Genomic DNA, 11,983 nt, shown 5'->3' on the forward strand with positions numbered 1-11,983 from the left:
GCATCCGCCATCGGTCGCCTGAAGGATGGCTGGCTCGACGAGCACGCCGCGTGGCAGAGGCGCGATCTGTCGGCGAAGCGCTACGTCTACATCTGGGCCGATGGCATCCATCTTCAAGCGCGCCTCGAAGACGAAAAGCAGTGCATCCTGGTGCTGATCGGCGCGACCCCGGAAGGCCGCAAGGAACTGGTCGGCTTCACCGATGGCGCCCGCGAGAGCGCGCAGGACTGGCGCGATCTGCTGCTCGATCTGAAGCGGCGCGGGCTCGACGTGGCGCCGCAGCTTACCATCGCCGATGGCGCACTCGGGTTCTGGAAGGCGGCCGGCGAGGTCTGGCCGAAAACGCGCGAGCAGCGCTGCTGGGTGCACAAGACCGCCAACGTGCTCGCCAAGTTGCCGAAGAGCCAGCAGCCGAAGGCCAAACGCGCGTTGCAGGAGATCTGGATGATTGAAACGAAGCTCGCCGCCGAGCTGGCGTTCGACGCCTTCATCGAGAGCTACGCGCTGAAGTACGAGAAGGCCGCCGATTGCCTGAGCAAGGATCGAGACACGCTACTGGCGTTCTACGACTTCCCGGCCGAGCACTGGAAACACTTGCGGACGACGGATAAGATGGACAAGCGATTTTTTTCATGACCGAGATGACGATTGCAGAAATCGCGTACGTCCATTCTTTTGTTCGGCTGCGCCGCGGGCCATTCTTCCGTCCCGGCCATCGATCTCGCAGCCGCTGCGCGCAGGGGCGGTCAAGGCTGGCCGCGTTTGCGGCCACCGCAAGGCTTGGCCTTGACCGGCCCGAGCACGGCGGCATGCTGGCGTGGAACGGGACTGCATTCCTGGCTGGCACTTGCCGTCAGGCGGGATTATCCTGGGTGGGCGCGGGCGACCTCGTGGCGAAGCGTGGCGCATCGGCTGCAAGCGCCACCAGGCTGCCCTATTTTGTCTTGCCGAGCTGAGCGCCCGCGCGCCGGTTTTTGGCCGCCGTGGTTTCCATTGCGTCACCAAGCGCTCGTAGCTTTGCTCCGCCTGTGCGGCAATCAACATCTCGCGGTCGCGCAGTGCCTTGATGTTGTAGGCATACGCTGGCCCACGCCGGCTGCCTTTCTGTTGCGGATGTCCGGCTTGAAGCTGCATCGCGCGGGTCTTGATGGCGACCAGTGCCGGGCGCGCCCACAGGTAATCCTCGCCCTTCGTCAACAAATGCCAGCAAAGCACGGTGAGCTTCCGGGCCACGGCCACCGCGGCGATCTGATGGCCGCGCGCAACCGGAGAAAGCCCTTACGGCCAAGGCGACCTTTTGTCAGTGCCGGGATTGACCAAGGACGGACGGCTCATTTCTGTCGAATTCACTATTGTCTTGTTGCGCGATGACGGGAGACGGCCCGCTGGAACTGCAGCGATCCTCCGTGACGTGACGAGGCGCTTTGAAGAAACCCGTGAACTGAGGCGTCAGCTTAGCAACTCCAGCAGCCGCGACTCCGCACCGATTGTCAACACTGCGTCTTGCCCAGCGGAAGCGGGAGTATGAAATGACCGACCTTCCTCGTCTAGAGTCTCAGTACGATGCGTTTTTGTTCGCTTCCATTTGCGATACAGATGAGATGACATTGAGCGTCTTGTCTGTTCTTGCACGTCACGACGTCGATCCCTGGCGTCGCCGGCGCATAATTGGTCGAGAACGCGCGGTCGATCTGCTGTACATCATAAGCAATGCGCTGGGCCTGAGCGACCAATTTCGCATGCTGTCGTGGCGTATCGGACCGCCGCGGGAAGGAACTCCCGCCGAAAGACGATCCGAACGGCGGCCATCATTCGTTTGAACAAGGACCCGGGCAAGAGCACATCGCCGCTGATGAAGCGGGCCAGACGACCATCCCGGGTTAGCGGTTCGCGACGATCGGCAATATCGGAAGGACCCGTATCCGTCCTCCAGGTGTCGGCATGCGTCTGTGATCGCTACCTTTGCATCAATTAAATCGGCCGCGCGCCAAGGCGCGCGGCCGAAATTTTGGATGGTTGGCCGGGGCCGCGCACGCGCGGCCCCGGATGAGAACTCACTCGGCAGCCTCCGAATAGGCATCATCGCCTAGCCCAGCATTGGGCGCATCGGATTGCTCTTGCGGCTTGGCAGTCCTCAGCACAGCGGGCAGCCAGTCGGTCGCAGCGAGCAACTGCTCGGCTGCTTCCGCCATATCGACCTTCTTCATATCTGCCATCCGCTCGGCAGCCTCGCCGCTCACACCGTCGTTGACAGCCTCCAGAATGCGGGCCTTGGTGACGCGACCTAGATATCGGAAGACAAAATGACAGCTGGCTCACAGACGCACGTCTCCCCCTCAAGATGAAGCCGCCAATTTGCCTGAGCCTAGTGAGGACGAAATGGCCGTCGAGCGGCGAGTTTTGGTGACATTTTCAAAGTGAGAAGCTGTCAGCGCCACATCGTCGGCGAGTTAACTGTCCGCTTCAGCGGGCCAGTTCACATGACCCGCGTTAACCCTGTCGTTGATCTTCTCCCGTAGCCGTTCTCCCTGGTTCACCTCTGCCGCTAAGCGGCCTTATTGGACCGTTGCAATCGTTCTCCGATTTCTGGAGCTCACTTCTAAGAGGATCTGAGCGAGGTTTCTCGTTCGGAGAGCGTGAAATCAGATGAGAGTGGCTCTCTTCCTCGTTGGCCTCGCGACACTCGCGGTGATGGAGCTCGAGGCACCGCCTCGCATGACAGAGCCTGTGAACGAGCCGCCTGCTGAGGCGACTGTCGGATTGCGCCCCTCACAGGATACACTGACCAAGGTAGACCGGCTCGAAATTCGGCAATTCAAAGCGCCGCCGCAGCCGCTTTCCTCGAGCGAAATGATGCATCCGCCGGACCAAACTGCGATCGTTGCGCAAGAAGATTCGAAGATCATCGAGCAGCAGGAGCGCAGCGCAACCGGAAAATCCGCGATCATGCTGCCCAGACCTCGGCCCCGGCACGGAACTTCCGAGGCAAGCGCTGGCGCCAGTCGCGCCCAACCAGTCGCTGAGGCCAGGCCGTGCCGGTCAGGTGCCTTCGATGTGCTTTTCAAAGCATTGAACCTGCAGACGCGATGTCAGACCTAGCGCAAGGATTCGTCTGCGTCGGGACGACAGCCGACCGCACCCCGCGGCTCCCCGCGCATGTGTCAGAGCAAGCACGCCGCGCCGAGGAAATCCGACCACCTCGCCCCGACGAGCGTGGATCCGTTGTCGCGGCGCGGAATTGGCCGTCGCCGGAAAACAGCGCCACGGCGCCGGCCGGTCCCGCGAGATGGGCGAGCTTCCGCACGTAGACACGCAGAGGCTCGCATGACGCCCGTCATAGGGACCGTCGCCACCGATGCTTCCAAAGAAGCCACGCGGTATTCCCGGGTAAATGACCCCGTGCTTTCCTCAGGGGCAGGACCTGCGTCAGCCTGCGGCCGCGATCCGTTTCTCGAATTCATTGGGCAGCTCGATATCGACTTCAAGCGTCGAGACACTTTCACCTCTATCCATCCGAACGATAACCTTTTCCGGATCGAGCATGACGTGTCGCGAGACCACGGCAAGTATCTCTTCCCGCAGAATCCCAAGTAAATTCGGCTGGCCGCGCAGGCCGCGTTCGTGCGCCAAAAGAATTTGCAGCCTCTCCCGGGCAACCGGGGCGGAACCGGGGCGGCGGCTGAGTAACCGCAAAAAGTTCATGCTCATGCCGCCCTCCGTCCAAGCAGCCTTTCCATAAAGCCCTTGCGTTCGACCGGCACCATCATCGTAATCATCTCGCCATTCAGGCGCCGCGCCGCATCGGTATAGGCCCGGGCGGGCGCGCTTGCGGCGTTGTTCAGCGTGACCGGGGAGCCGACGTTTGACGCCCGCAGGACGTCCTGGCTTTCGGGAATGATTCCCAGAAGTGGAGTGGTGAGGATTTCGAGAATGTCATCGATGCTGAGCATTTCGCCTCGTGCTGCGCGGCCCGAGTCATACCGGGTGATCAACACGTGTTTCTTCACCTGTTCGCCCTTCTCTGCCTTTGCAGTCTTGGAATCGAGCATCCCGATAATGCGATCAGCATCACGGACGGACGAGACTTCGGGATTCGTGACGATAACCGCTTCATCCGCATAGCGCATCGCAAGGGTTGCACCTCGCTCAATGCCCGCCGGGCTGTCACAGAGCACCCAATCGAACTTGGTTCGCAGATCGGCGATGACGCGCTCGACCCCCTCATCGGTCAGGGCATCCTTGTCCCTGGTCTGGGATGCAGGAAGCAACCATAGATTCTCGAGCCGCTTGTCGCGGATCAGCGCCTGCGAAACCTTTGCAACGCCGTGCACGACGTTGATGAGGTCGAATACAACGCGTCGTTCCGCCCCCATGATGAGGTCGAGATTGCGCAGGCCGACGTCGAAATCGACAACTACGACTTTTTCTCCGCTTTGTGCGAGCGCGGCACCGAGCGCGGCGGTGGAAGTGGTTTTTCCAACGCCGCCTTTACCTGACGTTACGACCAAGACTTTGGCCATCCTTACCTCCTTTGCCGGCGCGCCCGACAAAAAATCCGGGCGAACGGGGCAAGCGTTGCGTCGATTCCCAAACCAGTTCACGATTGGCATGACCGGGGAAAACACGAACGTGACGTAGGACCGGCCACGGAGACGAACCAACCGACGTTGCAGCCGCACCTTGGAATCCAGGAGTGCCGACTCGCTGTTTTTTGGTTGCTTTGTTTTAGATTGAGCGGTGTTCGTTAATCACCGGTTAACGACGTCCTCTTTTCGGCCGCGGACTTGAGCAAGCCGCTTCCGGTTTAACTCCGTGTTATCGGACATTCTGGGAGTGCGGGTTCGGGTCAAGAGCGTCGTCTGCTGCGATAGACGCCGGCCCGTCCATTTCCGCTATGGCGCTTCAGCGACCGATGACGTGAGGCGGCGCAACAGTCGTGAAGGGCCACAACCCAACCTTCAAAAGAGGGCCGCTGAACTCGACGCATTCATCACGGCTCTCGAATGCTCTCGTCGAGCCCCCGAAGGAGCGGGTAGAGGAAATACGACATGACGCTGCGCTCGCCCGCTTTGATTTCCGCGGTTACGGCCATCCCGGGAATAAGACGGAAATGGTTTGGCACATTGCTCAACTCGGCTGAGGTGAGCTTGATGCGCGCCTTGTAGTGCGGCCGTGCTTCCCCGTCTTTCTTGGGATCTGGACTAAAAACGTCCTCGGAGAGCGTTCTGACCTGTCCCTCCAGGGTGCCGTGCTTCTGAAACGGCCACGCTTCCAGTTTCACGCGGGTGAGAGATGCGGTCTTGACCTTTCCCACGTCGCGCCCCTCGACCAGAACCTTTGCTTCGAGCGGGGAAACGAGCGTGTAGAGCGGCTCCGCCTCTTTCATAATCGACGCTACGGAGCGTTGCGCGACATCGAGGACGATGGCATCTGCCGGCGCCTCGAGCAGGGTGACCTGGTTTCGTCGGGCGGCCTTCTCGAGTTGTTTTACCGCGGCATCGCGGTCAGCGTGAAGACGACTGACACTGCGTTGAAAGAACTCTCCGCCGATCCTTCTCAAGCCTTCAACATCGGTGATTTACGACCTGCCGGTTCCGGCAGCTTAAAGCAGGGAGATTGCAACCATCCAGGAGCGGGTCCCAGATCAAACCGCTAGTTTTGGGTCGTATGATTGACAATCAGACGTTTTGGGCCGTTGATAGCCGGCATCACATTGCTTTTTGGGAGGAACGACATGGACCTCACCAGCTATAATTACAAAATTGATATTCCGCCCGCATCGGTGTCCGGCCGAGCCATTGTCGGTGCCATCGAATTCGCACTAGGGGCTTGGGCACAGGTCGCGCCGATTCAGTTTAAGTTGGTGAACGACAGTCCGGACCTTCGATTTCGCTTCGACGGGCTTATAACTAATTCCGACAACACGACGCTGAATATCCTCACCGGGGTCGTTCCGCCTGGGGTCACTCCACCGATCGGTTTGACTAAAAATGCGCAGATCACATTCAACCCCAACGTGCTTTGGGTCAATTCACCTTCGCCGCTCCCGGGGTTCACCGATATGGGCTCCACCGCATTGCACGAGGTGGGTCATTATCTCGGGTTGAAACATTCCACCAACCTCGAATCAGCGATGTATCCCGTTAATCAGGGGGTTCGAAGTCTCTCCGCGGATGATATCGAGCGTATACAGGCGCTGAAGGGCGCCCCGCCTATCCCGGTGCCTGGGTGGTTTGGAAACTCGACCAGCGGTGCCGATGTGGTGGTCGTCGATCTAAGTCGCTCAGGCACAACGTTAGATGTCATTGTCGGGCAGATTGACAATCCCGACGGGGCCGACACTGCTTATTACCGCGTCGGATACGATATAGCCGCCAACGGAAATCCCCGCGGTGGATGGAGTCCCCCTATCGCCATGGGCGGTCCACTTGGCAACAATAGTCAAGGATTGGGCCTTGCCACCGGCTTTATTCACGGGCTCCTTCCGGACGGACGCTCATCGCTCGATATGGTGATGATGTGGATGGATGATCCCTCGGGCGAAAACCAGCTGCTGTATCGAGTGGGCTTTAATCTCGGAGAGGACGGGCTGACGCCAACGTGGACAGGCAACTTTCCCGTGCCCGGTCATTTCGGAAACACGACTGAGGAGGTTGCCTGCGCTCTATTCGACGTTAACGGTAGCGGCGGCGCCGATCTGATCGTCGCCTGGATTGACAACCCTGATGGTGAAAACACCATCTATTATAAGATTGGCTATGACATCGCGGCGGATGGTTCAGTTGCGGTTTGGTCCGACCAAATGTCCGTGCCACACCCAGTAGGCTTCTCAAGCAGCGGTCTCGGAATTAGCGTCGTGGACACGCGGGGTAACGGTCGCCCGGACATGCTGGTGTTCTGGATCGACAATCCGGATGGAGCAAACAATGCATTTGTTCGGATTGGCGAAGATCTTGATCGCGATGGCGTCCCGATTACTGGGTGGGGCACGCCGCACAGCATCCCTGGAAGCTGGGGCAATGAAACCGGTGGGGCCGGCGCAGCCTTCGCGAACATCAGAGGAACACTTCGACCAGATGTCTTAGTGCTGACGCTGGACGCGCCAGACGGACCTGATGCCGCCTACATCAGAGTGCTATCGCCGCCAATGCCGACCTGGAATGTTGTGCGGCCGGTGCCGAACGGGACGGGAGTAGTGAAAATCGCCGCGTCGGCTCTGCCCGAAGCAGCGATCGTGCTGGCCACCCGCGGAGTTCCTGGACCAGCTAATGCGCCGCTGCAGATCAGCGTCTGGGACCAGACTGACCTGGACGAGAACAAGGGCAGCGACATTCTTGAGTTTGTGGGCCCTAAGCCGGCGAACGATGCGCGCGTCGATTCAAATGTCGCCGTTTCAGCCAGAAGCACCAGCACCGCAAATGTTTTCTATGTCGGTAGCGACAACTTTATCCGAAGCGGTTTTTCGACCGCAATCGCTCAACCAGGCACAGCTGCTACCGGACCGATCTGGCTTTTGCCAGGTTTTCGCCCGCCTGTGGGGAATCCTGTGCGTCCAGCAAATTCGGCCGCGATGCCGCCGGTAACTTCATCGCCCCTGGTTGCATCGTCGCTCAACGACCAGCACGTCGCGGTGTTTTTCGCGGGTAAAGAAGACGACCTAGAGATTGTCGCCTCAAATGGGGCGGTTGGCTGGGTCGCTGCTAACACGCGTGCCAATTGGCAGCGGCCGATTGTCGCCATAGCAGCGGTGCCTCGTGCAGGTCGCATCTTCATAATCGTGGTTGATGGTGCGGGCGCGTTTTGGGAATTATCCGTTGATGACCAAGTTGGGTTTCAGCCACCCCAAAGAATAATTCCTGCTGGAATTGCGGATGGCGCGGTCGCTCTCGTCTCGCGCAACAATGAACAACTAGACGTATTCTGGATCGATAAGGTCAGTCGCTCTCCAATGTCCAGTTTCTGGAATACTGCGACAGCGCTTTGGTCGGCCCCCTTTGCCATCGCTGCTGGGCGCACTGCTCGTTCAGGTTCTGCATTGGCCGTTCCGAACTCATGGAACGAACGTCTCCAGGTTTTTTGGCAGGAGGCGGACAGCTCTGTATGGACAACCTGGTGGGCTCCTCGGCCAGATGCGGTGCCCGCGACCTGGAGCACGCCTTCACTTGCCGTCGCAGCCGGAGTCGCAGCAGCCGGATCCGACCTCATTGCGGTTTCGCGAAAAGCCGAGCGCGTCAGACTATTTTTCGTCGACAGCACCAGCACGTTGCAGAACGTTTATTGGGGCGAAAACCCTTAGTTCATTGAGGCCATAGCCTAAACGCAAAAATGCTGGCGCGCTTGCGGCGGATCTACGAGGCGCACCAGGAAACTGACTCCGAACGCATGAAGCCGCTTTACTTCGGCCAAAGCGGACCTAGCCTTAGCATCCTGACAATCGGCAGCGTTAACAGCCGGCAGAAGCAACTTCGACTAATGGATCTTCGCGGCCGAGCCTTGCCTTGAACACCGCTTTCATAGACCCAAGGATCATCACAACCTTGATCGATGATGGTCGTCTCGCCCGCGCGCGCTAACAGCATGCTACTTCGTCTGCTAGCAATCGCCGCTAAGCGTTCCTCCTCAAGAAAGTCAAGTTGCGTGGCCCGATGCCCTTGCGCCCCAGCATCACAGGCTTATGTGAGAAGCGGCGGCTAGCACTCGCTCATTGCGATTGCCAATCCAGAAATAATCACAAAAGCCAAGGAGGACAGCATGAAATTCCGTCCGCTTCACGACCGCGTCGTGGTCAAACGCATTAATGCCGAAGACAAAACCGCCGGCGGCATCATCATTCCGGATACCGCCAAGGAAAAACCCTCGCAGGGCGAGATCACGGCGATCGGCCCAGGCGGACGCGATGAGGCCGGCAAGCTGATTCCGATCGATCTCAAAGTCGGCGACCGTGTGCTGTTCGGCAAATGGTCGGGCAACGAGGTCAAGATCGAGGGCGAGGAGCTCTTGATCATGAAGGAGAGCGACATCATGGGCGTTCTCACCGATCTGCCTGTCGCCAAGAAGAAGGCCGCATAGCGCCTAATCCTTCCAATATTTCAAGGACCACATCATGGCTAGTAAAGAAGTTAAGTTCGGCGTTGATGCGCGGGACAAGATGCTGCGCGGCGTCGACATTCTCAACAACGCCGTCAAGGTGACGCTCGGCCCCAAGGGCCGCAACGTCGTGCTCGACAAGTCGTTCGGCGCTCCCCGCATCACCAAGGACGGCGTCACCGTCGCCAAGGAAATCGAGCTTGAGGACAAGTTCGAGAACATGGGCGCGCAAATGGTGCGCGAAGTGGCCTCCAAGGCGGCCGACGCTGCCGGCGACGGCACCACCACCGCGACCGTATTGGCTGCCGCCATCATTAGGGAAGGCGCCAAGTCGGTTGCCGCTGGCATGAACCCGATGGATCTGAAGCGCGGTATCGACCTGGCTGTGGACGCCGTGGTCGCTGATCTCGTCAAGAACTCCAAGAAAGTCACCTCAAATGAGGAAATCGCCCAGGTCGGCACCATTTCCTCCAACGGGGACGTGGAAATCGGCAAGTTCCTCGCAAATGCCATGAAGAAGGTCGGCAACGAGGGCGTCATCACGGTTGAGGAAGCAAAATCGCTCGAGACCGAACTCGAGGTCGTCGAAGGTATGCAGTTCGACCGCGGTTACATCTCGCCCTACTTCGTCACCAACGCAGACAAGATGCGCGTTGAAATGGACGATGCCTACGTCTTGATCAATGAGAAAAAGCTATCTCAGTTGAATGAATTGCTTCCCTTGTTAGAAGCCGTGGTGCAGAGCGGTAAACCGCTTGTGATTATCGCCGAAGACGTCGAAGGCGAAGCTCTCGCTACCCTCGTGGTCAATCGTCTGCGAGGTGGTCTGAAGGTCGCGGCCGTCAAGGCTCCGGGCTTCGGCGATCGCCGCAAGGCCATGCTGCAGGACATCGCAGTGCTGACCGGCGGCCAGGCGATCTCGGAAGATCTCGGTATCAAGATGGAGAACGTTACGCTCGCCATGCTTGGCCGCGCCAAGAAGGTGATGATCGACAAGGAGAACACCACGATCGTCAACGGCGCCGGCAAGAAGGCCGACATCGAGGCGCGCGTCAGCCAGATCAAGGCGCAGATCGAGGAAACCACCTCGGACTACGACCGCGAGAAGCTGCAGGAGCGTCTGGCCAAGCTCGCAGGCGGCGTCGCGGTGATCCGCGTGGGCGGCGCGACTGAAACCGAAGTGAAGGAGCGCAAGGATCGCGTGGATGACGCGATGCATGCGACCCGTGCAGCTGTGGAAGAAGGGATCCTGCCGGGCGGCGGTGTCGCCCTGCTCCGCGCCTCCGAGCAGCTCAAGCGCATCAAGACTCAGAACGACGACCAGAAGACCGGCGTCGAGATCGTGCGCAAGGCGCTTTCCTGGCCCGCTCGCCAGATCGCGATCAACGCAGGCGAAGACGGTTCAGTGATCATCGGCAAAATCCTCGAAAAGGAGCAGTATTCCTACGGCTTCGACTCCCAAACCGGCGAATACGTCAACCTGATCTCGAAGGGCATCATCGACCCGACCAAAGTGGTGCGTGTGGCGATCCAGAACGCAGCCTCGGTTGCGGCCCTGCTGATCACCACGGAAGCCATGGTCGCCGAGCTGCCCAAGAAGGGCGGCGCCGGTCCGGGAATGCCTCCGGGCGGCGGCATGGGTGGTATGGATTTCTAAGTCAACGGTGCGGAGCTCAACCGTAAGAGAGGCCTGGCAGCAATGCCGGGCCTTCACGTTGGAATGCGTTCAAACGGCGACACTGAAACTGCTGCGGCTGCACAGCTCCCCCATGCAGTAGAGACGTCCTATCGCTTTTTCTTCTTCCCAAAAATTTCGTTCCAGTTGTCCTTATAGGCTTTGGATACCGCCTTCTGACCCTCGCCCATATCTTGCTTTTTCGGTGTTGCGTCCGGTTTGTTTTCAGTCTTGGTCGAAGATTCCGGCTTGGCTTCGACAACCTTGTTCTCGGCGTTCGGCGTTTTAGGCGAAGTGTCTTTGGCCTTATTAACTGTCATTGTTTTCCTTACAGGCGTAGGGGCGACACGCCAGCAGCCGTCTCGCTATGTAGACCGATCAAAAATCTAGAACAACGGCCGCAGGCCTGGATTTTTCGCATGGGTGCATGGCTGCCGACAGATGCGTTGCGATGACGGAGAATGCGACGGACCCTTGGCCCTCCGAAGGCAAAGCGCCGCAGCTTCCTGGGCACTTTCGGACAAGCCTCCCAACACAAACGCAACGCTTCGTAGCTTCCACTTTCTAAGTCCACCAGGTCGTAGACGGTCCCTGAATCGTCTGTTTGAAAACCATTCATCGAGGAAGTCGGCCTGTTGTTTTTGAATGAACGGCCGCTTCGCGCCAGAAGCGGTCGGCCGCGAATTCTGACTGGGGAGAGCCAGACTGCCCAGTCGTTACGCTCGCAATAGCATCGGCTTAGTGTCGGTATCTTATGGCCCGCACTCGACGTGGCGCACGAAGGCTGCCCAGATCTAATCAAGACCGGTAACCTGCGCGCCCTGCAACTCCTCCTCGGTCATACAAAGTTGGGAGCACCGTCCGTTATCTTGGGATTGAGGTAGACGATGCTCTACACATCGCCGAGAAAATCGAGCTCTAGTCATCGAATCCGCCCCTCCCAGGTGGTCCCTTGCGCGCGAAAAAACCGGACGTTCACACAAAATCAGGTGTTGGACCCAATCCGATGCCTGGCCGCATTTTAACCCGATTGGCTGTTTCTCCCTCGCTTCTTCGCCGCAAAGTGTTAGAATTTGGGTCGTCCTGATAGACCGGATGACGCCGCGCAAACGCATCGCCTTCACCGCAAGCGTGACGGTCTCCGCCCTGGTTAGGTGGTCGCGCTTCGTCGTCATCAGCTGCGCTATCGTCCTGGCGGCGGGGACCTTCTGCAATTGTTGA

Annotated in this window: 10 protein-coding genes and 3 pseudogenes; 7 read left to right on the forward strand and 6 right to left on the reverse strand. The window is 59.1% G+C overall.

Annotated elements, in window-relative coordinates; all coding sequences use genetic code 11:
* The 3 genes and pseudogenes from IVB42_RS31070 to IVB42_RS31085 form a co-directional block, all read left to right on the forward strand.
* Window positions 1–618: pseudogene (locus tag IVB42_RS31070) on the forward strand (IS256 family transposase); the annotation flags it as partial.
* Between the two features lie 14 nt (window positions 619–632).
* Complete coding sequence (locus IVB42_RS31075) at window positions 633–956, forward strand: hypothetical protein (protein WP_247471686.1); 324 nt, start codon at window positions 633–635, stop codon at window positions 954–956.
* A 573-nt stretch (window positions 957–1,529) separates the two neighbouring features.
* Window positions 1,530–1,820: a hypothetical protein gene (locus tag IVB42_RS31085; RefSeq protein WP_247454546.1), complete on the forward strand. Its 291-nt coding sequence runs from the start codon at window positions 1,530–1,532 to the stop codon at window positions 1,818–1,820.
* Between the two features lie 234 nt (window positions 1,821–2,054).
* On the opposite strand, the pseudogene IVB42_RS31090 reads toward IVB42_RS31085, so the two are convergent.
* From IVB42_RS31090 to IVB42_RS31105, 4 genes and pseudogenes are all read right to left on the reverse strand, one after another.
* Window positions 2,055–2,291 (reverse strand): annotated as a pseudogene (locus IVB42_RS31090) (chromosome partitioning protein ParB); the annotation flags it as partial.
* Window positions 2,292–3,426: 1,135 nt separating this feature from the next.
* Window positions 3,427–3,702, reverse strand: coding sequence for a cell division topological specificity factor MinE (gene minE / locus IVB42_RS31095; RefSeq protein ID WP_247369726.1), 276 nt, complete (start codon window positions 3,700–3,702; stop codon window positions 3,427–3,429).
* Between the two features lie 2 nt (window positions 3,703–3,704).
* Window positions 3,705–4,520: a septum site-determining protein MinD gene (gene minD / locus IVB42_RS31100; protein WP_247369717.1), complete on the reverse strand. Its 816-nt coding sequence runs from the start codon at window positions 4,518–4,520 to the stop codon at window positions 3,705–3,707.
* A 470-nt stretch (window positions 4,521–4,990) separates the two neighbouring features.
* The gene (locus IVB42_RS31105; protein WP_247471689.1) at window positions 4,991–5,560 is read right to left on the reverse strand and encodes a hypothetical protein; all 570 of its coding nucleotides are present in this window, start codon (window positions 5,558–5,560) and stop codon (window positions 4,991–4,993) included.
* A gap of 174 nt (window positions 5,561–5,734) precedes the next feature.
* Between IVB42_RS31105 and IVB42_RS31110 the strand changes: the two genes are divergently transcribed.
* The 3 genes from IVB42_RS31110 to groL all read left to right on the forward strand — a co-directional run bounded on the left by IVB42_RS31110 (window position 5,735) and on the right by groL (window position 10,744).
* Window positions 5,735–8,296 carry a matrixin family metalloprotease gene (locus IVB42_RS31110; protein ID WP_247471691.1) on the forward strand — a complete coding sequence of 854 codons (2,562 nt, stop codon included), beginning with the start codon at window positions 5,735–5,737 and terminating at the stop codon, window positions 8,294–8,296.
* Window positions 8,297–8,751: 455 nt separating this feature from the next.
* Window positions 8,752–9,069 carry a co-chaperone GroES gene (locus IVB42_RS31115; RefSeq protein WP_247471693.1) on the forward strand — a complete coding sequence of 106 codons (318 nt, stop codon included), beginning with the start codon at window positions 8,752–8,754 and terminating at the stop codon, window positions 9,067–9,069.
* A 34-nt stretch (window positions 9,070–9,103) separates the two neighbouring features.
* The gene (groL, locus tag IVB42_RS31120; RefSeq protein WP_247471696.1) at window positions 9,104–10,744 is read left to right on the forward strand and encodes a chaperonin GroEL; all 1,641 of its coding nucleotides are present in this window, start codon (window positions 9,104–9,106) and stop codon (window positions 10,742–10,744) included.
* A 128-nt stretch (window positions 10,745–10,872) separates the two neighbouring features.
* Here the strand turns inward: groL and IVB42_RS31125 are convergent, their stop codons facing one another.
* A complete protein-coding gene (locus IVB42_RS31125) occupies window positions 10,873–11,082 on the reverse strand; it encodes a hypothetical protein (protein WP_247471699.1) in 210 nt (69 codons plus the stop codon).
* 409 nt (window positions 11,083–11,491) lie between these two features.
* Between IVB42_RS31125 and IVB42_RS31130 the strand changes: the two are divergent.
* Window positions 11,492–11,684: pseudogene (locus tag IVB42_RS31130) on the forward strand (integrase); the annotation flags it as partial.
* A 53-nt stretch (window positions 11,685–11,737) separates the two neighbouring features.
* Here IVB42_RS31130 and IVB42_RS31135 read toward each other — a convergent pair.
* Window positions 11,738–11,983 (reverse strand): hypothetical protein (locus tag IVB42_RS31135; protein WP_247471702.1); only part of this gene is annotated, 246 nt, incomplete at its 5' end.

The sequence above is a fragment of the Bradyrhizobium sp. 45 genome (assembly GCF_023073155.1).
Lineage (GTDB): Bacteria > Pseudomonadota > Alphaproteobacteria > Rhizobiales > Xanthobacteraceae > Bradyrhizobium > Bradyrhizobium canariense_D.